19 protein-coding genes, 1 tRNA gene and 1 pseudogene are annotated in these 24,842 nt (G+C 59.6%); 13 read left to right on the top strand and 8 right to left on the bottom strand.

Features of this window, described 5'->3' with window-relative positions; all coding sequences use genetic code 11:
- Together ABAC402_RS38500 and ABAC402_RS41040 are read left to right on the top strand one after the other, a co-directional pair.
- On the top strand, positions 1-2,465 hold a 2,465-nt coding region (locus tag ABAC402_RS38500; RefSeq protein WP_162148551.1), incomplete at its 5' end, for a calcium-binding protein.
- A gap of 215 nt (positions 2,466-2,680) precedes the next feature.
- Complete coding sequence (locus ABAC402_RS41040; protein ID WP_031236109.1) at positions 2,681-8,476, top strand: M10 family metallopeptidase C-terminal domain-containing protein; 5,796 nt, start codon at positions 2,681-2,683, stop codon at positions 8,474-8,476.
- 137 nt (positions 8,477-8,613) lie between these two features.
- Here the strand turns inward: ABAC402_RS41040 and yihA are convergent, their stop codons facing one another.
- From yihA to rpmH, 4 genes are all read right to left on the bottom strand, one after another.
- Entirely contained in the window at positions 8,614-9,261 is a 648-nt protein-coding gene (yihA, locus tag ABAC402_RS38490; protein WP_023451279.1) for a ribosome biogenesis GTP-binding protein YihA/YsxC, read from the bottom strand.
- On the bottom strand, positions 9,258-11,171 hold the full coding sequence (gene yidC, locus ABAC402_RS38485) for a membrane protein insertase YidC (protein WP_023451278.1): 1,914 nt from the start codon (positions 11,169-11,171) through the stop codon (positions 9,258-9,260). The genes yihA and yidC overlap by 4 nt, the downstream gene beginning before the upstream one ends.
- Before the next feature lie 34 nt (positions 11,172-11,205).
- Entirely contained in the window at positions 11,206-11,559 is a 354-nt protein-coding gene (gene rnpA, locus ABAC402_RS38480) for a ribonuclease P protein component (protein ID WP_040410149.1), read from the bottom strand.
- Positions 11,560-11,655: 96 nt separating this feature from the next.
- Positions 11,656-11,796 carry a 50S ribosomal protein L34 gene (gene rpmH / locus ABAC402_RS38475; protein WP_023451276.1) on the bottom strand — a complete coding sequence of 47 codons (141 nt, stop codon included), beginning with the start codon at positions 11,794-11,796 and terminating at the stop codon, positions 11,656-11,658.
- A gap of 191 nt (positions 11,797-11,987) precedes the next feature.
- On the opposite strand from rpmH, the gene ABAC402_RS38470 reads away from it, so the two are divergent.
- Positions 11,988-13,598: a sensor histidine kinase gene (locus ABAC402_RS38470; RefSeq protein ID WP_023451275.1), complete on the top strand. Its 1,611-nt coding sequence runs from the start codon at positions 11,988-11,990 to the stop codon at positions 13,596-13,598.
- 276 nt (positions 13,599-13,874) lie between these two features.
- On the opposite strand, the gene ABAC402_RS38465 is transcribed toward ABAC402_RS38470, so the two are convergent.
- Both ABAC402_RS38465 and ABAC402_RS38460 read right to left on the bottom strand, forming a co-directional pair.
- The gene (locus tag ABAC402_RS38465) at positions 13,875-14,579 is read right to left on the bottom strand and encodes an NAD-dependent deacylase (protein WP_023451274.1); all 705 of its coding nucleotides are present in this window, start codon (positions 14,577-14,579) and stop codon (positions 13,875-13,877) included.
- Entirely contained in the window at positions 14,579-16,333 is a 1,755-nt protein-coding gene (locus ABAC402_RS38460) for a gamma-glutamyltransferase family protein (RefSeq protein WP_023451273.1), read from the bottom strand. Before ABAC402_RS38460 ends, ABAC402_RS38465 begins: the two co-directional genes overlap by 1 nt.
- A gap of 253 nt (positions 16,334-16,586) precedes the next feature.
- Here ABAC402_RS38460 and ABAC402_RS38455 point away from each other — a divergent pair.
- From ABAC402_RS38455 to ABAC402_RS38415, 10 genes and pseudogenes are all read left to right on the top strand, one after another.
- Positions 16,587-16,663: transfer RNA gene (locus ABAC402_RS38455), tRNA-Arg, on the top strand.
- A gap of 309 nt (positions 16,664-16,972) precedes the next feature.
- Positions 16,973-17,446 (top strand): mobile mystery protein A, encoded by a 474-nt coding sequence (locus ABAC402_RS38450; protein ID WP_023451272.1) that lies wholly within the window; start codon positions 16,973-16,975, stop codon positions 17,444-17,446.
- The gene (locus ABAC402_RS41035) at positions 17,443-17,673 is read left to right on the top strand and encodes a hypothetical protein (protein ID WP_023451271.1); all 231 of its coding nucleotides are present in this window, start codon (positions 17,443-17,445) and stop codon (positions 17,671-17,673) included. The genes ABAC402_RS38450 and ABAC402_RS41035 overlap by 4 nt, the downstream gene beginning before the upstream one ends.
- Before the next feature lie 12 nt (positions 17,674-17,685).
- Positions 17,686-18,033: pseudogene (locus ABAC402_RS41030) on the top strand (mobile mystery protein B); the annotation flags it as partial.
- A 224-nt stretch (positions 18,034-18,257) separates the two neighbouring features.
- Positions 18,258-18,587, top strand: coding sequence for a helix-turn-helix transcriptional regulator (locus tag ABAC402_RS38440; protein WP_023451269.1), 330 nt, complete (start codon positions 18,258-18,260; stop codon positions 18,585-18,587).
- A 12-nt stretch (positions 18,588-18,599) separates the two neighbouring features.
- Entirely contained in the window at positions 18,600-19,100 is a 501-nt protein-coding gene (locus ABAC402_RS38435) for an arsenate reductase ArsC (RefSeq protein ID WP_023451268.1), read from the top strand.
- Entirely contained in the window at positions 19,097-19,774 is a 678-nt protein-coding gene (locus tag ABAC402_RS38430; protein WP_023451267.1) for an MIP/aquaporin family protein, read from the top strand. The genes ABAC402_RS38435 and ABAC402_RS38430 overlap by 4 nt, the downstream gene beginning before the upstream one ends.
- Positions 19,771-20,193: an arsenate reductase (glutaredoxin) gene (gene arsC, locus ABAC402_RS38425; protein ID WP_023451266.1), complete on the top strand. Its 423-nt coding sequence runs from the start codon at positions 19,771-19,773 to the stop codon at positions 20,191-20,193. The genes ABAC402_RS38430 and arsC overlap by 4 nt, the downstream gene beginning before the upstream one ends.
- 19 nt (positions 20,194-20,212) lie before the next feature.
- Positions 20,213-20,905, top strand: a complete 693-nt coding sequence (arsH, locus tag ABAC402_RS38420) for an arsenical resistance protein ArsH (RefSeq protein ID WP_023451265.1) — start codon at positions 20,213-20,215, stop codon at positions 20,903-20,905.
- 99 nt (positions 20,906-21,004) lie between these two features.
- The gene (locus ABAC402_RS38415) at positions 21,005-22,405 is read left to right on the top strand and encodes an alginate export family protein (protein ID WP_082180089.1); all 1,401 of its coding nucleotides are present in this window, start codon (positions 21,005-21,007) and stop codon (positions 22,403-22,405) included.
- A gap of 223 nt (positions 22,406-22,628) precedes the next feature.
- Here the strand turns inward: ABAC402_RS38415 and ABAC402_RS38410 are convergent, their stop codons facing one another.
- Entirely contained in the window at positions 22,629-23,876 is a 1,248-nt protein-coding gene (locus tag ABAC402_RS38410; RefSeq protein WP_023451263.1) for a type II toxin-antitoxin system HipA family toxin, read from the bottom strand.
- Entirely contained in the window at positions 23,876-24,205 is a 330-nt protein-coding gene (locus ABAC402_RS38405; RefSeq protein WP_023451262.1) for a hypothetical protein, read from the bottom strand. Before ABAC402_RS38405 ends, ABAC402_RS38410 begins: the two co-directional genes overlap by 1 nt.
- Between the last annotated feature and the right edge of the window lie 637 nt (positions 24,206-24,842).

The following is a 24,842-nucleotide window of genomic DNA, read 5'->3' as shown; positions in this document are numbered from 1 at the left end:
CCGGTAATACCTCTGACAATCGTCTCACGGGCAGCATGGGCAACAACCGCTTGACCGGGCTTGGCGGCAACGACACGCTGACCGGCGAAGACGGGGCCGATCTTCTCGATGGCGGTCTCGGCGACGACACGCTGGTGGGTGGACTGGGTAATGACAGCTTCGTCGTTGACAGCGCTGGCGACGTCCTGACCGAACTGACCAACGGCGGTGCTGACGAGGTCCAGGCTTCGTTCACTTACATCCTGGCCGAAGACCTGGAAAACCTTCTGCTGACAGGAACGGGTGACCTTAACGGCACGGGTAATGGCCATGACAATCGTCTGACGGGCAATACGGGCAATAACCGTTTGACCGGGCTTGGCGGCAACGATCGGCTGGACGGGATCCTGGGGGCTGATACCCTGGTGGGCGGCCTGGGCAACGACACCTATTACGTCGACAACCCCGCCGACAATGTCGTCGAAAACCACCTCGCAGGCATGGACCTTATTGTCTCAGCGATCAGCTATTCACTGGCCGGACGCGCGGTCGAGAGCCTGACCCTGACCGGCGAGGCCAACCTCAACGCGACGGGTAACGGCCTGGCCAACATCCTGACCGGTAATGCCGGCGCCAATCTGCTCGATGGCGGCCTGGGCGCGGACACCTATGCCGGCGGTGTGGGCGACGACACCTTCGCGGTCGACCATGTCCAGGACCTGACCCAGGAAGTCGAAACCGACGCTGGCATCGACACGGTTATCGCCTCGGTCAGCTACAAGTTGTTCGATACCGGAACGGAAGTGTTGACGCTTACAGGCGCAGGTAATTTGAACGCGACGGGCAATGTCGCTGGCAATACCCTTACCGGGACGATCGGTAACAACCGGCTGGACGGCGGTGCGGGTGTTGACACGCTTTCGGGCGGGCTGGGCAACGATACCTATATCGTCGATGTCACGGGTGATGTGGTTGTGGAAGGTGCTGACAGCGGGATCGATATCGTCCAGTCCAGCGCGACCTGGACCCTGGCGGCCAATGTCGAAAACCTGTTCCTGACCGGTGTGGCTGCGGTCGACGGCTTTGGCAACGATATGGGCAACCTCCTGTTCGGCAACAGTGCGATCAATACCTTGTCCGGCGGCCTGGGTGATGACACCTATGTCGTCACAGACGGCGACCTGGTCGTTGAAGCGGCCGGCGCGGGTAAGGATACGGTCCAGTCCGGCCGGACCTGGACCCTGGCGGAAAACCTGGAGAACCTGACTCTGACGGGATCGGAGGCGGTTGACGGCTTCGGCAACGCGCTTAACAATTATCTTTCCGGCAACACGGCGGTCAATGTGCTGACCGGCGGGCTGGGCGATGACAGCTACAAGGTCCACACCAGCAGCGATGTCGTGGTCGAAAGCGGCGGCGAAGGCACCGACACGGTCTTTGCCATCTCCAACTTTACGCTTTCGGCCAATATCGAGAACCTGACCCTGATCGGTATCAACCATGTCACGGCAACGGGCAATGCGCTGAACAATGTGTTGATCGGCAATACCGGCATCAACACCCTGACCGGCGGGTTCGGCGACGATACCTACTACATTCAGAATGCGACTGACACGATTATCGAGCAGCACCTGCAAGGGACTGACACGATTTTTTCCAGCGTCAGCTACTCGCTGTTCGCCCGGGCGATCGAGACCCTGATCCTGCAGGGGACGGAAGCGCTGACGGCTACCGGCAACAGCCTGGCCAACAGCCTGACCGGCAATGCCGGCGACAATATCCTGATCGGTGGCGGCGGCAACGACACCTATACCGTCCAGAATTCCGGCGACAGCACGGTCGAGAACGCCAATGAGGGCATGGATACCGTGCTGTCGAGCATTAGCTGGACGCTGGGCAACAATGTCGAAAACCTGACCCTGATCGGCATCAACCATGTCAACGCCACGGGCAATGCGCTAAACAACGTCCTGACGGGCAATGGCGGCATCAACACCCTGACCGGCGGTTTGGGCGATGACACCTACTACGTCCAGAACGCCACCGACACGGTCGTCGAGCAGCACCTGCAGGGGACGGACCTTATCTATGCGACGGTGACCTATTCGCTCTTCGGACGGGCGGTGGAGGCTCTGATCCTGACCGGCGCCGCCGACCTGAACGCCACCGGCAATAGTCTGGCCAACACCTTGACCGGCAATAGCGGGGCCAACACTCTGGACGGCCGGGCTGGCAACGATCTCCTGACCGGCGGCCTCGGCGCAGACGTCTTCCTGTTCGGGACAGCCAGCGGCACGGACACGGTTAGTGATTTCAATGCACTTCAGAACGACAGCATCAACATTCACGCCTACACAGGCGGTGTGGCCAATGCCGGTCTGGTCAGCCAGTCGGGGGGCAATGTCGTGATTACCCTGGGTGGTGGTAATGCAGTCACGGTGATCGGAGCCATGGTGGCCGACGTCCTGACCCAAATGATGTGGTAGAATTTTCCTTTGACAGAACGGCATTTTTTTCTGCCGTAAGAACGAAACATATCGGTCCGGCGAACGCTCTTGAGTGAAAATAGCGATTTATAACAATATATTACACGGCTTTTGAATTACAGTTTTCGCGTTCGTTGCCCTTGATCGAAAACTGTGCCAGTTTCTTTTCTTTGCCGTCGCTTCTGAAGCGGTTTTACTATTTTCGAGGGTATGTCATGGCGGGTAAGTTTTTCAAGTATAGCAAGACTTCGATCTGGCACGACGATGCCGAAGCTTCGGCCGCCGTGCTGCACTTCGAGCCTGATGCCCCGGGATCGTCGCCCCTGATGATCGCAACCGCGCGCGATCTGTCGCCGCAATCCGGTGCAGCGCCCACCTTGTTTCTGAACGGAGCCGCCGATACCGACTCCTCCCCTTCGCCGACCTTCCTGTCTCGCCCCTTTGCCGGCGCTGTCGACTCCAAAGCTTCGTCCGACTTTTCCGGTGACGCTCTGACGGGATGCCTCTGCTGCGGTGGTGGCGGTCTGGGTGGTGTCGGTGCTGCGCAGGGCACTTCGGGTGGCATCCGCGATGCGTCCCAGCCCGGCATCTCCGAAGTCTTGACCTATACCTATGACGGGGTGGACGCCCGTTACGAATATACCGGCAACCAGCTGATCGACGGCGCCATCTTCGGTTCGCGCTGGACGGTGACCAATATTACTTTCAGCTTCCCGGCGACCGGCGAATTCTACAACACGCCCTATTACGACCCGGCCTACATCGCAGAGCAAGTGCCCTTCAACGCCGCACAACAGTCTGCGGCGCTGTATGGCCTCAGCCTGATCAGCAGCTACACCAACCTGACCTTTACCCAGGTGACGGAAAGTGCCGAAACCCACGGCATTATCCGCATGTCGCAAACGACGGCGGACGGCGCTGGCTCGGCCGAGGGCAACTTCCCAGGTTCGGACGCCTCTGACGGCGACATCTGGTTCGGCCAGACGGGCCAGCCCTTCTACCTGACGCCCCGGATCGGCAACTGGGGCATGTCGACCATGATTCACGAAATCGGCCATACCATGGGCCTGAAGCACGGCCACTCCGATTATACCTTCTTCGACCTGACAGTTGGCGGCTATCTCGACGGTCCCGGACAGCACTTCGGCACTGCAGCCCTCCCGGCCGAAAAGGATGGCTGGGCCTGGTCTGTTATGACCTACCGTTCGGCGCCCGAGTTCGCCGTCGGCTTCCAGGGTGAGCAGTTCAACCAGCCGCAAACCTATATGCAGGCCGATATCGCCGCCCTGCAATTCATGTACGGCGCCAATTTCACCAGCAATGCCACGGATACGGTCTATACCTTCAATGCCACGACCGGCGAAATGTTCATCAATGGCGTCGGCCAGGGCGTGCCGGAGTTCGATGCCGTCGCCGGCGTCGGCAAGATCTTCCGTACCATCTGGGACGGCAACGGCACCGACACCTACGATTTCTCGAACTTCACCAATAACCAGACGGTCAACCTGCTGCCGGGTGAATTCTCGACCTTCAGCCTGGCACAACGGGCCGACTCGCGGCCGCTTGTCGCCGGATTTACAGCCCAGCCGGGTAATATCGGTAACGCCCTGCAATACCAGGGCGATGCGCGGTCTCTGATCGAGAACGCCATTACCGGCTCTGGCAATGACAAGCTCATCGGTAACGCCGCAATCAACACCCTGACCGGTGGTTTGGGTAACGACACCTACGTTGTCGACAGTAGCGACGTCGTTGTCGAAGCGGCTGATGCAGGCACTGACCTGATCATGGCGATCAGCAGCTACAGCCTGGGTGAAACTGTCGAAAACCTGACACTGCTGACAACGTCTGATGCGACCGGCAATGGCAATGACCTCGCCAATATCATTATTGGCGGCACCGGAAGCTATGATGTGCTGAACGGGCTTGGTGGCAGTGATTTCATCTATGGCGCTGCAGATATCCTGCCCGTCGCGCAAACCCTGAATGAAACTGGCCTGCCGCAGCATGACACCATCGCCAACGCGGTAAACTTGCCGGCTTCGTTATTCGGTGTCAACAGTGATGCCAATATCGTCAATTCGACAACGGTCCCGCACACGACGGTAACGGGCACCGGTGACGGCTTTTATGACGTATACAGTTTTGTCGTCGATGCCGCCGGCGTCATCGGCAGGTTCGACATCGACGCTTCAATCAGCCTGGATTCGTTCGTCGAATTGTTCGACGCGGGCGGCACGCGCCTGGCCTTTGACGACGATTCTGATACGTCCGAAGGCGGTGGTGGCAGCACCAGCAGTGGGGATTCCTTCCTGAGCTATACCTTCGTAACGGCAGGAACCTATTTCATCCGCGTCGGCAAGTACGTCACCAATACGACATCTGCGGCTCTGGACGTCGGAGACGGCTATACGCTGCACGTTTCTTTGGAAGGCAACGCGCTTCCGCCGGGGGTGCCGAATCCGGCTGACGGGGTCGATGCCATGGATGGCGGAGCCGGCGATGACACTCTGATGGGAGTAGCGGGCGACGATTATCTGACCGGGGGCGCCGGAGATGACAGCCTGGATGGCGGCACCGGCAACAATACGGCCAACTATTTCACGGCGTCGGGGGCCGTCACGGTCTCCCTGGCCCTGCAGGGCACAGCGCAAAACACAATCGGCGCCGGTACCGATACCCTGGTCAATTTCCGCGATCTGGCCGGGTCTTTCTTCAATGACAGCCTGACCGGCGACAACAACGGCAACCTGCTCAATGGGCAGGGCGGCGCCGATACCATGGCCGGCGGCCTCGGCAACGATACCTACTGGATCCTGGACGCGGGCGACGTTATCAACGAAGCGGCCGGCGCCGGGACGGATCTGGTCCTGGCGACCCTCGACTACTCTCTGGCCGGAAAGCAGGTAGAGAACCTGTTCCTGGCAGGAAATGACAATCTGAACGGCTCCGGCAACGGCCTGGCCAATCAGATACGCGGTAACGAGGGCAATAACGTCCTTTCCGGCGGCGCGGGCCTCGACACTCTGGATGGGCAAAATGGCAACGATCGGCTGGATGGCGGAACAGGTAACGACAGCCTGATCGGCTTTGACGGCAACGACACCTATGTCGTTGATGCGGCGGGCGACGTCGTGAATGAAAACGAGTTTATGACCGGTATTGATCTGGTCGAATCCTCGATTACCTACACGCTCGGTGCCTATGTCGAAAACCTGACCCTGACGGGTTCGGCCAATATCAATGGTACGGGCCATGCCGGCAACAATGTTCTGGTCGGAAATTCCGGCAACAATGTGCTGACCGGCGGCACTGGCGACGATACCTACATCATCCAGAACGCAGCCGACAACGTCGTCGAGGCCAGCAATGCCGGCATCGACCTGATCGTCTCCTCTGTGACCTACAGCCTCAGTGGCAAGCAGGTGGAAAACCTGACCCTGATCGACGGCGCGGGCAACATCAACGCAACGGGTAACGGCCTGGCCAACACTCTGCGGGGTAACGCCGGCAACAATAGGCTGGACGGTGGCTCCAACAGCGACTCGATCACTGGTGGCGCCGGCGACGACACCCTGATTGGCGGTAGCGGCAATGATACGATCGTCGCCGGCCAGGCCTCGGATGGGAATGACTCGGTGGATGGCGGTGACGGCAATGACCTCATCACCTCATCGGGCCAGGGCATCTATAATGCCGGCGGCGGCAATGACTACGTGTTTGCGGGGCTGACGGCGACCAGTGAGGTTATCGACGGCGGCACCGGAAACGACACGATAGACACGACATCGGTTTTTGCCGAGTACAGCGTGAACCTGGTGACGGGCGCGACCAATTATGGCGGCGAAAGCTATGTCAATTTTGAAAATGCCGTAACCGGCGAAGGCAATGACACGGTTATCGGCACGGCGGTTGCCAACGCGATCACGACGGGCGCGGGCAATGACTCGCTCGATGGCGGCGCGGGCAATGATACCCTGGTCGGTGGTGAAGGCGATGACTCCTACGTTGTCGAGTCGGTTGGTGATGGTGTCACCGAACAGTTTGATGACGGCAATGATCGGGTCATTTCGACGGTCAGCTACACGCTGAGCGACAATGTCGAGATTCTTATCCTGCAAGGCAGTGCCGATCTCAGTGGGACAGGCAATGGCCAGAACAATTTTATCTCCGGTCAAACCGGTAACAATACGCTCATTGGTCTGGGCGGCGAAGACGTTCTGGACGGCGGGACTGGCAATGACAGCCTGGTGGGGGGAACAGGTAACGACGCCTACGTCGTCGATGCCATCGGCGATACGGTCACCGAGCTGGCTGCCGAAGGTGACGACCTCGTCTATGCCGACATCAGTTTCACACTGGGCGCCAATCTGGAAAACCTTGTCCTTACCGGTATCGGCGGCACGTCAGGCACCGGCAATGACCTGAATAACATCCTGGAAGGTAACAGTGGCAACAATGCCTTGACCGGGCTGGGCGGGAACGATCAGTTGATCGGCGGCGCCGGCAACGACACCCTGCTGGGCGGACTGGGCAATGATACCTATGTCGTCACCGACGCCGGTGATGTGGTCACCGAGATCAGCAATCAGGGCACGGATGAGGTCCGTTCAACCATCACCTATAGCCTGAATGGAAAACAGGTCGAAAACCTGACCCTTCTCAATGGGTCAGCTATCAATGCCACGGGTAACAGCTTCAACAATGTGCTTACCGGCAATGACAGCAACAACGTCCTCAACGGTAGCAGCGGCAATGACACCTTGTCCGGTTTTGGCGGGAATGACTCGTTGATTGGCGGCACTGGCGCCGACCTGATGTCCGGCGGTCTCGGTGACGACACCTTTGTCATCGATGATGCGCTCGACCTGGTCAGCGAAACGCCGGGCGACGGCATTGACACGGTCCAGTCCTCCCTGACCTGGACCTTGACGGACCCGTTCGAAAACCTGGTCCTCACCGGGTCAGCGGTGATCGACGGCACCGGCAATGCATCGAACAACGTTCTGACCGGCAATTCGGGCAACAACATCCTGACCGGTGGTCTGGGCGATGACACCTATTTTATCCAGAACACCGGCGACAATGTCGTTGAAGACAGCGATGCTGGCACCGACGCCATCATCTCGTCGGTCACCTATTCGCTGGCGGGCAGGCAGGTGGAAATCCTGACCCTGACCGGCGCGGTGGCGCTGAACGCCACCGGCAACGGCCTGGCCAACACGCTGACGGGCAATGACGGTGTCAACACGCTGGATGGTGGTGCTGGCCATGACCAACTCGATGGTGGCCTGGGCGCCGATGCCCTGATCGGCGGCACCGGTAACGACAGCTATTATGTCGACAATGCCGGCGACACGGTCACCGAGGACGCGGCAGCCGGCACGGACCTGGTGGAATCATCAATCACCTACGGTCTGGCCGCCAATGTCGACAACCTGACCCTGACCGGTTCCGCCGCAATCAACGCCACCGGCAACGCCCTCAATAACGTGCTGACCGGCAATACCGGCAACAACGTCCTGACCGGTGGGCTGGGCAACGACTCCTACTACGTCCAGAATACCGGCGATAACGTCGTTGAACTGTCTGGCCAGGGGGCGGATGTGATCTTTTCGACCGTGAGCTACTCGCTCAATGCCCGCTATGCCGAAACCATCATCCTGACAGGTTCCGCTGATGTGAATGCCACTGGCAATTCCTTAGCCAACACCCTCACCGGTAATGACGGGATCAATACGATCAACGGCAAGGGCGGTGCCGACATCCTGACCGGTGGTCTGGGGGCGGACATCTTCCTGTTCGAAGCCGGCAGCGGAGGCGATACCATCACGGACTTCAACGCCGTTCAGAACGATAGCATCAACGTCAATGCCTATACCGCCGGTGTCGCCAATGCCGGGCTCGTCACCCAGTCGGGCCTGAACGTGCTGATTTCGCTGGGAGGCGGCAATGTCATCACGGTGTCAGGCGCTGTCGTGGCCGATGTGCTGGCGCAGATGGTCTGGTAGAGCGCCATCTGGTCAAATTCCGCACGCAGCCGTTCCGGTCCCGTTGGGGCAGGAACGGCTGCAAGTGGAGGGTCATAGATTGTCATGGTGACGGATGACCTTGGCGTCGTCGTGCGCCTACCCAGCTATCCGGTGCTTTACGGCGTGACCTCGCACACCTGCATGATCTCGGCGCGCAGTTCGGCAATGCCGAACCCCGTCTCGGATGACGTCGCCAGAACGACCGGATGGGCCGCCGGGCGCTTCTTGATCCCGGCCTGGGTGGCTTCAAGGGTCCGCGCCAGTTCACCCGGCTTGATCTTGTCGGCCTTGGTCAGGACCAGCTGGTAGGATACGGCCGCCAGATCGAGCGCATCCATGGGCTCCTTGTCGACGTCCTTCAGGCCATGGCGGGCGTCGATCAGCAGATAGGCCCGCTTCAGGTTCGGCCGTCCGCGCAGGTAATCGCGCCCCAGGTTCTGAAACTTCTTTACGGTCACTTTGGACGCCTTGGCCCAGCCATAGCCTGGCAGGTCGACCAGATGCAGCTGATCATTGAGGTTGAAGAAGTTGACCTCGCGGGTACGGCCGGGCTCGTTCGATGCCCGCGCCAGGGCCTTCATACCGACGACGGCGTTGATCAGCGATGACTTGCCGACATTGGAGCGGCCGGCAAAGGCGACCTCCGGCTGGCTGGTGTCGGGCAGTTGCTCGACCTTGGCCGCGCCCATGACGAAGGTGGAGGAACGTGCAAACAAAACGCGCGCCGCCTCCAGGGTTTCGTCGTCGTAGGGGGACGCGGTCACGCCGCCTTCTTCTTGTCGATCAGTGCCATGACCTTGGCGACGCCGGTGTCGATCGGGTTCTCGACCTTCAGGCGGTGCATGATGGTCCACTGCTGGAAGATGGTCAGGATGTTCGACCAGATCCAGTAGATGATCAGGCCGACAGCGACCTGGGCCATAAAGAAGGTCAGGATGACCGGCATGAAGGCCAGCATCTTCTTTTGCATCGGATCGACATTGGCGGTCGGGGTCATCTGCTGGCTCAGCCACATCGAAAGGCCGTAGAGGATGGCGACCACGCCCAGGTGCAACGGACCGGCCAGGATGCCACCGATCAGCGGCACATCGGCGGGGTTGAACGGCAAGAGACCGAACAGGTTGATAAAGGAGGTCGGATCGGGTGCCGACAGGTCCTTGATCCAGCCGAAGAAGGGCGCGTGGCGCATTTCAATGGCCAGGATCAACACCTTGTACAGGGCCCAGAAAACGGGAATCTGCAGCAGCATCGGCAGACACCCGCCAAGGCCAGCCATCGGATTGACCTTCTCCTCCTGGTACAGGGCCATGGTGGCTTCCTGCTGCTTCTGCGGGTCGTCCGGGAAGCGCTTCTTGATGGCGTCAAGCTTCGGCTTCAGGCGGTCCTGGACCTGCTTCATCTTGGTCATCGACTCGTAGGCCTTGTGGGCCAGCGGGTAGAAGACGATCTTGACGACAACCGTCAAGGCCAGGATGGCGAAGCCGAAATTCTTCAGGAAACCGTAAAGCTTGTCCAGCAGCCAGTACATCGGATAGGTCAGGAACTGCATCATGCCCCAGTCGGTGGCATAGCCAAAGCGCGGAATTTTCAGGTCCTTTTCGTAGGCCTGAAGTTGCGAGTTCAGCTTGGCGCCGGCAAAGATGTGCGACTGGGTCTGCCAGGTCTGGCCGGGCGCAACGGTAATCGCATTGTCCAGATAACCCACGCGGAACAGAGGCTTGGCGCCCTTGGTATCGACGATGGCCGTGAAATCAACGGCCTGGTCCTGGGCGGGAATGACGGCCGTCATCCAATACTTGTCAGTTATGCCGAACCACCCGCCAACCGATTTGACCCAACCGTTCTGATCAGCGTCGCCCTTGAAAAACTCCTTTGCCGGATTCTTGGTCCCGGCCTTTTCCCAGGCCTTGGCCATGTCCTTATACTTCCAGGACAGGGTCTTGTAGCGATCGACCTTGCCGTCCTGAATCTCGTTCGGGAACGTCGTAATGACGCCCTCGTGGACCACCCCCGTGCGATCCAGGTTCACCGGTATCTCGCTGCGGACGACGGAGGAATAGGGCTGGAAGCTGACCGGGGCCGGGCTGGTATTGGCGACGGCATCGGCAACTGTGATCATGTAGTTGTCGTCGATGGAAAGCGTGCGTGTAAAGACCAGGCCTGCGCCGTTGTCATAGTTCAGGACCACGGGCTTTCCGGGCGACAGCACGTCGCCGGAGACCCTGTTCCACAGTGTATTGGCATCGGGAAGTCCGGTCCCGCCGCGATAGCCCGACTCGGCGTAATAGGCCTGCTCGGAACCAGCCGGGCGCAGCAGTTCGACATTGGGCGAACCTGCTTTGGTGCTTTCCTTGTACCTCTTCAGATACAGGTCGTCGATCAGGGCGCCTTGCAGTCTCAGGCTCCCGCGCAGGGACGGGGTGTCGATCGCAATGCGCGGGGCGGCGTTGAGCGCCTGTTCCCTGGGCAGGCCGGTGGCGACGACAGCGACCGGCAGGCCGGCGGCCACCGCTGTGCTGGACGAAACCGAGGCCTGCGCAGCCGCGACGGCGCGTTGCTCCTGCAGCTTCTTCTGTTGCGGACCAGTGACGAAGAACTGATAGCCGAACAGCAGAACCATGCTGGCAATCAGGAAATAGATCATGTTCTTGGTGTCGGGCGCGTTGTTGTTCATTAGAACGTCTTTTTCCTGATGGCGGGACGGATACTCAAGGCTCCGCGCGGGCCGGTTTGGTCGCGCCGAGCCTTATCAGGGCGGCTTTGACATCGTCAAGTAAAGCCTGCCAGGGGCGGTCGAAAGTGCCGGTTCGAGCGATGAAGACATAGTCGTGGCCGGGCCGGCCGAAATCGGGCAGCAGGGCCTGGGCGGCTTCGCGCAAACGGCGCTTGACCCGGTTTCGCACGACGGCATTTCCGATTTTTTTCGTCGCGGTGAAACCGACTTGGATGTCGTCGCTATCATCACCGCGCGGCCGGGCCTGGACCACCACGCCGGTGCGGGCGGCGTAGGGTGCCTTGGCGGCCATAAGGAAGTCGGCGCGATGCTTGAGACGAGGGATCATGGGAAGGTGAAATAAGGCGCGGGTAGCGAGATGCAAAAAAGGCCCTCAAGCGAACTTAAGGGCCCTTCTCAAAAGACTCTGGAGTCGCGGATGCGACTAGGCGGTCAGCCGCTTGCGGCCCTTGGCGCGGCGGCGGGCGACGATCTTCTGGCCGTTCTTGGTTGACATGCGCGTACGGTAACCGTGGCGACGCTTGCGGACCAGGCGGCTCGGCTGGTAAGTACGTTTCGTTCCCATGAGGGTAACTCCGGATGAACTCGGGGCACCCGCTTGAGGGACGCCGGAAATTGCAAAGAGGCGGGTGGATAATCCAGCCTTCCCGCCTTGTCAATCTTATTTGCACGTTTTGCGCCCTAATTCAGTTATAGTGTCATGTGGCAACTGAATCGTGGATCAGCGTACAGACCACGCACAAGCAACGAGGTTTCGTGTTCGATCAAGGCAAGAGCGGCAAGTTCGACCCCGGCCCGTCGCGGCGCGGCGGCAAGAAGGTGCCTCCCGCGCAACCGGTGTCCCGTCAAGAGCGCATGGGCTTCTATGCTGATCGTCTGGCGCGAGCCCTGAACCTTCTGGCGACGCTGTCGCTAAGGTACGGTTTGACCGGGCTGGACGCCGCCCGCAGCTTCGCTTTCAGCTTGTCGGGCCAGTTGCTGGCCATGACGTTCGGCTTCATCCTGATCGTCGAGGCGGTCCTTGTGATTCCGTCGCTTGCCGCAGAGCAGGAGCGCTGGCTCGATGACACCATGCGCCGTGCCGAGATTGCCTCCCAGGCTATCGACACCTCGGTCGAGAACACCGTTTCGAAACAGATGTCGTCGCAATTGCTGAGCAGCGCCAATGTCCTGTACCTCGCCATCGAGGACGGGACGCGCAACTACCGGCTTTTCGACCCGAATACCGTGGTGCCGAACCAGGTCATGCAACTGCGCCGGCCGCGCGACAACCCCATCGATGACCTGCGCTACCTGTGGGCGCCGTGGAAGACCCTGATGGGCAGTGAGGACCGGCTGATCCACGTTCAGGCGCCCCCGACCGTGCGCTCAGGCCAGATGATCCAGATTGTGGTCAAGGCCGAGCCGCTGAAACAGGTGCTGAAGTCGAGCCTGCTCAATATGCTGCGCGTCAGTCTCGGCATCTCGTTCGCCGCCGGCGTTCTGGTCTTCGCTGCCCTGTCCGGGTTCATCGTGCGGCCGATCCGGCGGCTGACGAAGGTTATTCAAAAGTTCCGCTCCAATCCGGAAGATCCGGAACTGGCGGCAACCCCTTCGGCGCGGCGCGACGAAATCGGCCAGATCGAACGCGAACTGGCCTCGATGCAGGAGCAGGTGCGTAATTCGCTGCGCTCGCGGGCGCGGCTGGCGGCGCTCGGCCAGGCGGTGTCGAAAATCAATCACGACCTGCGCAACATGCTGACCTCGGCCCGGATGGCGTCGGACCGCCTGTCGGCGGTGTCGGATGACCCGACCGTGGCCAAGGCCCTGCCGCGGCTGGAACGGGCACTGGACCGGGCGCTGTCGCTGGCGACCAATGTGCTGACCTATGGTAAGTCGGATGAGCACGCGCCCCTGATCCAGATCGTCAATCTGAAGGATGTCTCCGAAGCGGCAGCCGAAGATGCCGGCCTGGCGCTGACCCAGCCGTCGCCGGAAACGGTGCGTTTCATTCTGAAGGCATCCAAGGGCTTCCACCTGGAGGCCGACCCGGAGCAACTTCACCGCCTCCTGGTCAATCTGATGCGCAATGCCCGCCAGGCCATCGAGCTGCAGCCTAACCGCAAGTCGAGGGGCCGGATCACGCTGACGGCCCTGAAGACGGCCGATGAGGTGCTGCTGCTGGTGGCTGATAACGGCCCCGGTATTCCTGAAAAGATCCGCGAAAAGCTGTTCCAGCCGTTTACATCTTCGGCGACTCCGGGCGGGTCGGGGCTGGGGCTGGCGATTGCGCGTGAGTTGGCGCAGATCCATGGCGGCGACGTCCGCCTGGCGGCGACCGGCGCCGGCGGCACGACGTTCGAGATCAGAATGCCCTTGAGGGGGTAGTTCCTTATCCTCCACCGTTTCGCCTTGCGGGCTCACTTGATCGGCACCTCCAATCAATGAGAAGGAGAAGACGTCAGTGACCATGCTATTTTTTCTCCTCCCCATCCTTTGATGGGGAGGTGGCGAGCAAGCGGAGATCGAAGATCGTAGCGCGTCGAGACGGAGGGGTCCTCTTCGTGCCGGCCGATGTGTTAGCCTTATCATTGGCTGGTATAAAATGCGTGTAAAAACAAAAATGTAGAGCGCCGGTCCGATTCTACCGGGTCGAAACGCGCTCTAAATTATCTTGATTTCGCCATTCAGCAATCGCTCGACATAGGCCGGCACAACCTCTGTCGCCGGCCCTAAAATCTTCTCGTTGAACAGCGAATGGCCCAGCGAAGGCTCGAGGTTCAGTTCGACCGTTGTGGCGCCGCTGCGGCGGGCTTCCTGGACGAAGCCTGCCGCCGGATAGACATTGCCCGAAGTGCCGATCGACAGGAACAGGTGGCTTTCGGCCAAGGCTTCATAGATGCGTTCCATATCCAGAGGCATCTCACCGAACCAGACGATGTGCGGCCGAACATCGCCGTCGGGCGCCATATCGCCGGTCCAGTCGCTGACCTGGCCGGTTTCGATTTGCCGTGCCTTCAGCAACTCACCATGCATATGCAGGACGCGATCCGCCGTCCCGGTCAAAGCATGGGCGCGGTCGTGCAGATCGTCGACATTCTGGGTGACGACCAAAACCTCGCCATGCTGCCATTCCGCCGCCAACTTCGCCAGGGCGTGATGCGCGGCATTGGGTTCCACCAGCGCCAACTGCCGGCGGCGCTGGTTGTAGAAGTCCTGGACCAGGGCCGGATTGGCCTCGAAGCCTTCCGGCGTGGCGACCTCTTCGACGCGATGGCCGCACCACAACCCGTCTGAAGCGCGGAAGGTCGGCACACCCGACTCGGCCGATATTCCGGCACCGGTGAGGATGACGATATTCCTTACCACTAACTTCCCCCCTTCATCACGATCCCGCTGCGGCGCGGATCGGAACCGCCGTCGAAACTGCCGTCCTTGCGGCGCAGGATGCCGTTCAGCCCCGACTCTTCGCCCGACATCGCCGTGATCTGATAGCCCATGGCGACCAGTTCGTCCCACACCTTGGGTTCCATGCGCTCCTTCTCGATGCGGATCGATTTACCGCGCGCCACGACATTGGGCAGGTTGATGGCGTCCTGCATGGTCAGGTTCCAGTCGAGCACGCCGATCAGGGTCTTCAGATTGTAGCTCAGGATCGCATTGCCGCCGGGCGACCCCACGGCGGCCACCACCTTTGTCCCCGTGGCATCGAAGACGATCACCGGTGCCATCGACGAGCGCGGATGCTTGCCGGCGGCAGCGGCATTGGCCGCCGGCAAGCCATCGGCCGTGGTCGGGCTGAACGAAAAATCGGTCAGCTGGTTGTTGAGGAAAAACCCGCCGGCCATCCGCCCGTTGCCGAAGATGCTCTCGACCGTGGTCGTCATGCTCAGCACATTGCCGTAGGCGTCGCGAATAACGAAGTGGCTGGTTCCGGCCGGCTCCAGGGTGGCGTCCGCGCCGGGTTGCGGCGTCATCACCAGCAACTTGCCGGCAGAGGGCGCGGCCATGGCCTTGCCGACCGTGATCGTGGCAGCGCGCGACAGAGCGTAGTTGCTGTTGAGATAGGCGGTCTGCTGGCTGGCGAACAGCGGGGTATCGCCCTCATACTGGTCGCGGTCGGCATACATCAGCCGCTCGGCTTCGATCAGCACCTGCCAGGCGCGCGGATCGTGAAGGCCCCATTCCCGGAGCGGAAAGGCTTCGGCGATGCGCAGGCCCTGCAGCACGGCAATCCCGCCGGACGGTACATTGGTGCTACAGACAATATAGATGCGATAGGGCACGCACAGAGGCTTGCCGCGGAAGTCGCTCGTCGTCCGGTACGGTTTAAGGGTGGTCGTCTTGACCTTGTAACCGGCCAGATCGTTGAGCGTCATGCCACCGGGCAGGGGTTCGGTGTTGGTCCTGGCGACGATGGCCTCAGCCAGCGGGCCCGAGCGGAAGGCATCGCTGCGCTGGGCGGCGAGGGCGCGCAGGGTGCCGCCATAGGCCGGATTGGTCATGACATCGCCGGCTTTGCGGTAACCGCCCTTGCCGTCACCAAAATAGGCAAGGGCGTCGGGGGTCGACTTTTGCGGAAAGTTCCCGGTCTGGAGATAGCGTCCCAGCCGTTTCGACACCGTAAAGCCGTCGTCGGCCAGTGTGACGCCGGCGCCGAACAGGCTGTTCCAGTCCAGCTTGCCATGATCCCTGTGCGCCTGGTCCAGCAGGAAAACGGCGCCGGGCACGCCCGTGACGCGCCCGGAGGTGACGGCGGCAGGCCAGGGAAGGAGCTTGCCGTCGGGGCCGAAGAAGCGCTCGGGTGTGGTCGAGGCGGGGGCGACTTCACGGCCGTTATAGTCGGTTATTTCGCCCGTCTTCGCATCGTAATAGAGCATGAAGGCGCCACCGCCGAGGCCCGAGCTTTGCGGTTCGACCAGGCCCAGCACGGTCTGGACGGCGACGGCGGCGTCCGCAGCCGTCCCGCCACGCTTCAGGACCTCCATGCCGGCCTGGACAGCGACGGGTTCAGCCGCAACGATGATCGGCTCTACCTTTTGCGGCTTGGCGTAAGCCGGGGCGCTAAGTGCGACCGCGACAAGCGCCACGACCTGCAGGGTGTTGATAAAAAATCGCGGCACGAGCGGTACTCCTTAAGCGCAATCCGAAAACTGGTCCGACCGCACGGGCGGCCCCGTTTTCGGGTAGATTGCGCGACCAGTATAAAGGCGGGCACACCTTATATGGGTTGATTAGAGCGCGGCGCTGCCTGGGGGAACAATTAAAATCGCAGATTGATGTGAAAAAATGCGCGTTTTCACCTTGCCTTTGGTGGTAAGCTCAACTAAATGTCGCCGCCTCTTCGCGGGGCGCAGGCTCTGTGGACATGGATAAGCACTCGTAGCTCAGCTGGATAGAGCATCAGACTACGAATCTGAGGGTCGGGCGTTCGAATCGCTCCGAGTGCGCCATCCAAACCAAAAAGGCCTCCCGGAAGGGGGGCCTTTTTGGTTTGGATATCGTACTTGGCTCGAAAGAGCGCCCTTGCGTTCGGCGCGACAGATGCGGGCGCGCGACGCCGCAGCGAAGCGGAGGCGCCCCGAAGGGGTAAGCGGCGTTTGTGACCAGTATAATGGACAAAATGCGGTGTTTGCGAAGCGAGTGTCGACCCATAATGTGTATCTTGATGCACGAAAAGTTTGTCAAATAGTCGATTTTAGTGCACATAAAATTGACATTTGGTGCGTTATCATGCACAATTGTCTTCCATTAGGTGCATTATGTTCGACAAAAACAATCGAGAAGCCTTGGCACGCAAGCATCTGGATCGGATATTCCAGACCGCGCGGCTTGACGGGTTACGGCAGCGACCGCCCAAGGGGTGGGTTCGCGCCATCCGCGATGCCCTGGGCCTGACCACCAAGCAATTGTCCGCCCGTCTGGGCAAGGCCCATTCGACCTTGGTGCGTCTGGAAAGTAGCGAAATGGCCGATACGATTTCTTTGTCCACCTTGCGTGCCGCCGCCGAGGCCATGGACTGCACGCTGGTCTATGCTTTAGTCCCAAATAAACCGCTGGAACAAACCGTCCGGGAACGTGCCGGCGCTTTGGCAGATCGGCAGCTTGCCCGCGTCCACCACACCATGGGGCTCGAAGATCAAGCGGTACGCGGCGAGGATTTGAAGGATGAACGCGAAAGGCTGATATCCGCCATCCTGGTGCGCGGCGGAAGTCATCTATGGGAGGATCAATGAGCGATCCCCTGTTTGAAGACCAAGACGACGCCGCAACGCCTCTGTCCCCAGACGAGCGGGCGCAACTGATTCCGACCTACATCACAACACGGGCGCAGTTGAACGAGGCCGAGCAGCAAAACATTACCGAGGCCGACTTTTGGGCGTTTCAGCGCAAGCGCAACGTCTTGACCGAGGATTTCCTGTTCGGGCTGCACAAGCGCATGTTCCGGAACGTCTGGAGGTGAGCGGGTTCGCCGCGCACGACCGAGCGCAATATCGGCATCGAGGCCTACCGAATAAGGGTTGAGCTACGCACGCTTCACCAGGATGTCATCTACTGGATCGACAACAAGAGGTTCTCCGAAGATGAAATCGCCGTGCGCTTTCATCACCGGTTGGTCTTCATTCACCCGTTTCCCAATGGCAATGGCCGTCACGCCCGTATGGCCGCAGACCTTCTGGCCGTGGCTTTGGGTCGGCCGCGTTTCACCTGGGGGAGGGCCAACCTCGTTGAGGCCGCGCAAAACCGTAGGTCCTATATCGCAGCCCTCAAGACGGCGGACGCCCATGACCTTGCCCCGCTGATGGCCTTCGCGCGGTCGTGAACAAGGCGAGCTTTCACATCTCGATGTACCGTCGGTACTATTCGATGGCGGCGCCAGTAGCGGATTCCCGCGACCAATCACCGAAAAACGACCGTTTTTCATCGGAATTGATCTTTGTATTTTATCGGTTTTTACAAGACGCCAATGCAGACCAAGTTTGATTGCTCAGAAAGTAAGTTCTGGACTGTTTGACACCATCAAAATATATCTATAATCCATGATATATGGATAGAAATCATGCTCTCACAGCTTTCGCCGCCTTAAGCCAGGAAACCCGCCTTGAAGTCCTGCGCCTATTGATTCAGGCGGGCCCCGAAGGCGTACCGGCTGGCGAGATCGGCGAACAGCTTGGCGTCAAACAAAACACAATGTCGGCGAACCTGTCCGTCCTTGCGCATGCGGGTCTTGTGAAAACCCAGCGCGAAGGACGGTCAATCCGCTATTTCGCTGACTACGAGGCAATGACGGGCCTGCTGACCTTCTTGCTGCAAGACTGCTGCGGTGGTCGCAAGGAACTTTGCCAACCGCTTCTCGACAAAATCGTCTGTTGTTGAGGACAAAACCCGATGACCGATAAAACCCATAACGTCTTATTCCTGTGTACCGGAAACTCCGCCCGGTCGATCCTGGCGGAAGGAATTTTGAATCAGTTAGGCGCAGGTCGCTTTAAAGCTTACTCAGCGGGATCGCAGCCGAAGGGCGAGGTTCACCCCAAAGCTATTGCACTCCTCGAACGCATGAACATCGCAACAGATTTTGCGCGTTCGAAAAGTTGGGATGAGTTTGCATCTGCCGACGCGCCCAAACTCGATTTCATTTTCACGGTCTGCGATAATGCAGCTAGCGAAGTATGCCCGGTCTGGCCTGGACAACCTATGACAGCGCATTGGGGCATTCCCGATCCTGCGGCGGTCATTGAGTCGGATGCGGAAATTGCACTCGCTTTTGCAGACACCGCCAGCGTCTCAAGAAACCGCATATCGGCTTTCATAAGTTTATCGCTTGCCAGCCTTGATAAGATGTCGCTGCAAGCCAAGTTGCGCGATATCGGCGGGGACGGTGCATGAGTCAGTCACTGAGCCGGAGATTATTCGCGGAAGGGATCGGCACGGCGCTCTTACTGGCGACGGTCGTCGGCTCTGGCATCATGGCGGAAACGCTCGCTGGCGGAAACATCGCCGTCGCACTGCTCGGAAACACGCTGGCGACGGGTGCGATGCTGATGGTTCTCATCACCATGCTCGGCCCGGTGTCAGGAGCGCACTTTAATCCGGTTGTAACGCTGGTCTTTGCCATTAAGCGCGATATCAGCGTGCGGGATTCTGCGCTGTATGTCGTTGTGCAGATTATCTGCGCAGTGCTCGGTGTATGGCTGGCGCACGCGATGTTTGATCAGGCGATAGTGCAATCTTCCATGAAGATTCGCAGCGGGAGCGGGCAATGGCTTTCGGAAGGCGTGGCAACCTTCGGGCTTGTGTTCACGATCCTTGCGACGTTGAAGGCTCGTGAAAGTTTCGTGCCTGTGGCGGTCGGCCTCTATATCACAGCAGCATACTGGTTCACCGCCTCAACCTCGTTCGCCAATCCCGCCGTGACCATCGCGCGAAGCCTGTCAGATACATTTGCGGGCATCCGGCCTTCGGACGTACCCGCTTTTATCGCCGCGCAAGTTGCGGGCAGCCTGCTGGCGCTGGCCGTGGCGGGTTGGTTTTTACACTCGACGAAGGACGTGAAGGCATGACCATTACCATCTATCACAATCCGGAATGCGGCACTTCGCGCAACGTGCTCGCGGTACTGCAAGCCGCCGGGTACGAACCAGAGATCATCGAATATTTGCTAACCGGGTGGCAACGCGACCAACTCATCAGCCTATTTGCGGCGGCGGGCCTAACGCCGCGCACCGCCCTGCGTGAAACCAAATCCCCGGCGAAGGAACTCGGCCTGCTCGATCCGAGCGTGTCCCATGAAACCTTGCTGGATGCCATGCTTGAGCATCCTGTGCTGGTGAACAGGCCTATTGTCGTGACCGATAAGGGCACGAAGTTATGCCGCCCATCAGAAACCGTGCTTGACCTCATCGACCGTTATCCGCCTGGGCCGTTTTACAAAGAAGATGGCGCGTTGATGATCGACACTGAAGGGCTGCGCGTTGGATAAGCTTACAGATTTACCGAACATGGATGCGGAGTGTTTTCGGGAGATTGACCGGGAGCAGTTGTTCAATCCGGCACGTGCGACGAATGCGCCGCGCATCCTGTTGCTCTATGGCTCTGTGCGTAAACGCTCGTTCAGCCGTTTGGTCTCTGAAGAAGCAGCCCGCATCCTGCAATCGTTCGGTGCCGAGACACGCACTTTCAATCCGTCCGGTTTGCCACTGCCAGATGATGCCGATGTCACGCATCCCAAGGTGCAGGAACTGCGCGGTCTGGCCGCCTGGTGCGAGGGGATGGTGTGGTGTTCGCCTGAGCGCCACGGCGCGATGAGCGGCATCATGAAAGCACAGATCGATTGGATACCGTTGACGCTCGGGGCCGTTCGTCCGACGCAAGGAAAGACTTTGGCCGTCATGCAAGTCTCCGGCGGCTCTCAATCCTTCAACGCGGTCAACCAACTTCGCGTCCTTGGCCGATGGATGCGCCTGATTACTATTCCCAATCAGTCGTCTGTGGCAAAGGCCTTCCAGGAATTCGACGACGACGATCGCATGAAGCCATCTAGTTACTACGATCGCATTGTCGATGTCATGGAGGAACTGGTGAAGTTCACGCTGCTGACCCGCGATTGCGCTGATTACCTCGTTGATCGTTATTCCGAACGCAAAGAGTCAGCTGAGAAGCTCTCAAATCGCGTCAATATCCGCTCAATCTGAAGGCAGACATCGGCTAGTTGCCTGGTCGATTGTGTCTTGTTTCTCACTACCGTGCTCGCCCAGCGTTTAGGGCTGGTTTTCGGCTCATTCGGGGGTTTCATGCGTCTGTTCCAACCATTGACGAGGCCGAGCGCCCGATACTTCGCATTTGGGATAGCGAGTGTCCTACTGTCACCAGTTTTTGCCTATGCCGAAACGTCGGTAGAGGACCGCTGGCGGGTGAAGGTGTCCGGGGAGGCGCGAGGACGTTATGAAACCTTGTCGGGGCAGTTCAGGGCCGGGGGCAAAGGCGGCGACCAGTTTTTGGCGTTTCGCACCCTCATTAAGGGCGAAGTCAAACGTGGCCGTTGGACGTTCGCGGCTGAGATGCAGGATTCCCGCAGTTATCTTGGAGACGCAGGAACCGCCTATTCGACAAGCTGGGTCAATCCGGTCGACATTCTGCAGGCATATGCGGAATTTGAAGTGAAGAGTTTGCCGGGTCAGGACTCTACGACCTTTCAAATGGGCCGTATGACCCTCGACATCGGTAGCCGCCGCCAACTCGAAAGGGTTGAATTCGCCAACGTCATCTTTAACTACACCGGCCTGCACATTAAGTCGCGCACGTCAGCCGGGGCGCAATGGCATGCCCTTTATGTGGTTCCGGTCACACGCTTGCCCACCGACCGTAACGCGCTAAGCGACAATAATCTGTCTGGCGACGAAGAAGCCCTGAACCGCAAACTTTGGGGCCTGCATTACATCCGTCCAAATATCCTCGAAAAGGTGTTGCCCGGCGTGACGGGGGAGTTGTTCGTCTATGGCCTGGATGAAAATGACGCCAAGAACAATCAGACGCCCAACCGTCACTACGTAACGCCAGGCTTCAGAATATATCGCGCACCCAAAACAGGCCATTGGGACATGGAAGTGGAAGGCGCTTGGCGTTCCGGCACAAGGCGAATGACCAGTAATGCCTCCGATCAACGCAATCTGAAGGTAGAAGCATCGACGTTACATGCCTATTTCGGTCGAACGCTCGACATGAAATGGCAGCCACGTCTGGCGATCGACTACGACTATGCCAGTGGAGACAAGAACCCTACGGACGGACGGTACGATCAATATGAACGACTTTTCGGATCACGTCGCACCGACCTTGGCAATACAGGCATCCACGGACCATTGACTCCTGCAAACATTAACGCGCCTGGGTTCAGGGTTGAGGTTCGCCCGAATGCCCGTACAGATGCGCGCGTAGCCTATAAGGCGGCCTATCTCGCTTCCGAAACCGATAGCTGGGTGGTCGCCGGTGTGCGCGATCCGCAGGGGCGTTCCGGCTCTTTCATCGGCCATGCCATCGACACCCGCGCAAGATACTGGTTCAAACCCAAGCATATCTTGGGCGAAGTGGGCCTATCTCTCCTACTTGATAGTGAGGTTGGCCGCAAAGCTCCGAACGGTTCCCGTCAGGGCGATACGGTCTTTGGCTATGTGCAAGTGACGAGCTATTTCTGATCCGTCCGCTGAATTGCGGCGCATATCTAACCTATCGGGCGCAACTCTAAATGTGATGATATCCTCCTTCACACATAAGAAGCGTAGCTCTAACGCTCCAGCTCCGGCCCGCGATCCTTATCGGGCTTGCGCTGTTGATCAGCCTCTCGCTTGGTGAGTCGCGCCATGGGTGCGTAAAGAAAGGGGTCGGAGTCATTATCAACCAATTGCCGCAAGCCGTGGCTCAGCCTTGCGCTTTTGAAACGTCTTCATGCTCGAAAGCCGACGACATGCGCTCTGTCTCTCGTGCGGTGAGTCCTAACGACGAGGCGATGTCACGCCAGGTGGCGACGGCTTGGCCGACGTCCCTGGCAATGGCCTTCGCGGCCGCCGGTTTAAGCCCGAAATGCTTGGACACCTCAAAGGCGATGTCCAGTGAGGCTGTTGTGTCGGCTTCGTCAATGGCGGTGCTGAGGATGCGAGGGCTTATGTCGACGGGCACCGGGTTGAGGTCGAAAGCCGGTGAGAGCGTCCAGCCCGTCTTGTCAAAGACAAAGCCGTGGTTGCGCAGGTGGTCATCCGTGTTGGAGATCAGGATGTTGAAGACGACGCGCCGCCACAGTTGCGCGCAATCCTGTTCGGCATGGCTGCCATATTGCCGTAAGGCGTCGGCAATCTCCATGTAGCTATGGGTTTCATTGTCGATAGCGCCCAACATGCTCATCGACGACAGGTAGGGCAGGCGTGTGCCGTCTTGGCGGTCGAACCGCTTGAGGATCAGGACCGCCTTGTCGTTGATGGTCTCCAGCCGCCATTCGGGTGTGGGTATGCCCGCCTTGGCGGCAAGGCTCAGGGCCAGCGCCTCCCAGAGCGAGACGCGGATATCGTCGTCGTTCTTCGGGAACTTGGCGATGGCGAGTTGGCCGTCGCGGTCGATCACCGAGGCCTTGGGCCGGGCACCACCCAGCGATGAGCCGGGCGCCAGCAGCAGGCGGATATCTTCCGCCGTTTCCTCGTCCACCGAGAAGCGTTCAGCCGCGTCCAGCAATCGCGGCAGTTCGATCAGCGGCGGAATTTGTTGGATGGTCTCTTCGCTCAGGAAAGAGGAGCCGGGTTCAAGGCAGAAGCGCAGCGCACCCTGACGGGCGATGTCGCCGACACCCAGCAGGTAGTCGAGTTCGGCAATGGTGCGCGGCGGGCGGTTGTCGTCGCGCGCCTTTTGCCGTTCAGACCTCTGGATCAGGACGCGGCCCCAGCGATCCGGTGCGGAATCTCCGATGGCCCCGAATATCTTGTGTCCGGCGTTCGTGTGAAACGCGCCTGTGCCGAGCGCAAGGGCGGGCTCCAGCGCGAAGCGTTGCGGGTTGCTCAGCCAGTCTTTGGCATATTCAAAGGAGGCGCTTTCGCGCCCCTTGTTCCGGCGCGCCCAGAGATAGCCGACGAAGTTGGGGGTTCCGTCCAGATCAACATAGACGCAGATACGGCGGTCCATTACGCAGATCCCTTGTCTGTCCTGGAACTGCGGATGCGTTTCGGCAACTGTTCGTCCTGGAGCTGTTGACCGACCTCGTCATAGGTAACGTCCGCCAGTTCGGCCAGTCGGCCGGACAGGCCGAGGATAAACAGCACCGTGGCGTAGGTGCCCAGAGCCACTGTCGGGTCGCCTTTTTCGACCTTGCCCAGCGTCGTGCGCGTAACGAAAGCCCGCTCGGCCATGACAGTCGTCGGGATGCGGCGGCGCAGACGCGCGCTCTTGATATCGCCACCCAGCTTGGCAAGGGTGCGTTTTACCGGTAAGGGCATGGGCGGTGTGGTACGCATAGCGATATCCTTTATGTCTCTTATAATAGACCATAAATAGTATAATGTCCATTTAATTGATCTTTATAGAGAGTGCGGGAGCGTCTTCAGGGGCCTTTAGCGGCTCCGCCTGTCAAGGGTAAAGGTACCGTCTGCAACGGCCCTTGACCTTTCACCCCGCACTTTCGCCCTGCGGGCAGGGTTGCATGTCTGCAACCCATCTCCAGTCTTTGGCTTTGGGGGGCCTTCTGCCTTCATCGCTCAAGGTCGCGTCCCCTGTCGCGCGGCCAGTCGCGGCATTCGCGGCCGTGGATTTCGGCCTTCAGGTCTCGTCCTTCCTTCAGGCGCCTGCCCCACAGATTTTCCAGAGGCTGGCGTCAAACCTGTTGTGCAACACTCGCTGCCGCCAACTGCGCTTCAGCCCTTCGCCTTTGCGAGGTCTTGGTGCTCGAAGGCTGATGACGTGCTCGCGATTTCCCTGGAGCCGAGACCAAAGCCTTCGCTGTTTTGCGATCCAGATCGTCTTATACCAACCCACTTTGACTTTGACATTCTTTCCGCAAGGGGCCCCCTCCGTCTCGAGCCTCGCCGGCAGGCAGCGCTACGATCTTCGATCTCCGCTTGCTCGCCATGGCACGGGCCACCGCGCTCCCCATCG

The sequence above is a fragment of the Asticcacaulis sp. AC402 genome (assembly GCF_000495835.1).
Taxonomy (GTDB): Bacteria; Pseudomonadota; Alphaproteobacteria; order Caulobacterales; family Caulobacteraceae; genus Asticcacaulis.
This window is presented reverse-complemented; position numbering and strand designations above follow the sequence as displayed.

What these genes read in the sequence shown, in the direction of transcription:
- rnpA (WP_040410149.1), bottom strand. Translation starts at nt 11,559, where the DNA reads ATGATCCCTCGTCTCAAGCATCGCGCCGACTTCCTTATGGCCGCCAAG.
- yidC (WP_023451278.1), bottom strand. Translation starts at nt 11,171, where the DNA reads ATGAACAACAACGCGCCCGACACCAAGAACATGATCTATTTCCTGATT.
- ABAC402_RS38405 (WP_023451262.1), bottom strand. Translation starts at nt 24,205, where the DNA reads ATGCGTACCACACCGCCCATGCCCTTACCGGTAAAACGCACCCTTGCC.
- ABAC402_RS38440 (WP_023451269.1), top strand. Translation starts at nt 18,258, where the DNA reads ATGGATAGAAATCATGCTCTCACAGCTTTCGCCGCCTTAAGCCAGGAA.
- ABAC402_RS41040 (WP_031236109.1), top strand. Translation starts at nt 2,681, where the DNA reads ATGGCGGGTAAGTTTTTCAAGTATAGCAAGACTTCGATCTGGCACGAC.
- ABAC402_RS38450 (WP_023451272.1), top strand. Translation starts at nt 16,973, where the DNA reads ATGTTCGACAAAAACAATCGAGAAGCCTTGGCACGCAAGCATCTGGAT.
- ABAC402_RS38410 (WP_023451263.1), bottom strand. Translation starts at nt 23,876, where the DNA reads ATGGACCGCCGTATCTGCGTCTATGTTGATCTGGACGGAACCCCCAAC.
- ABAC402_RS38430 (WP_023451267.1), top strand. Translation starts at nt 19,097, where the DNA reads ATGAGTCAGTCACTGAGCCGGAGATTATTCGCGGAAGGGATCGGCACG.
- ABAC402_RS41035 (WP_023451271.1), top strand. Translation starts at nt 17,443, where the DNA reads ATGAGCGATCCCCTGTTTGAAGACCAAGACGACGCCGCAACGCCTCTG.
- rpmH (WP_023451276.1), bottom strand. Translation starts at nt 11,796, where the DNA reads ATGGGAACGAAACGTACTTACCAGCCGAGCCGCCTGGTCCGCAAGCGT.
- ABAC402_RS38415 (WP_082180089.1), top strand. Translation starts at nt 21,005, where the DNA reads ATGCGTCTGTTCCAACCATTGACGAGGCCGAGCGCCCGATACTTCGCA.
- arsC (WP_023451266.1), top strand. Translation starts at nt 19,771, where the DNA reads ATGACCATTACCATCTATCACAATCCGGAATGCGGCACTTCGCGCAAC.
- ABAC402_RS38435 (WP_023451268.1), top strand. Translation starts at nt 18,600, where the DNA reads ATGACCGATAAAACCCATAACGTCTTATTCCTGTGTACCGGAAACTCC.
- arsH (WP_023451265.1), top strand. Translation starts at nt 20,213, where the DNA reads ATGGATGCGGAGTGTTTTCGGGAGATTGACCGGGAGCAGTTGTTCAAT.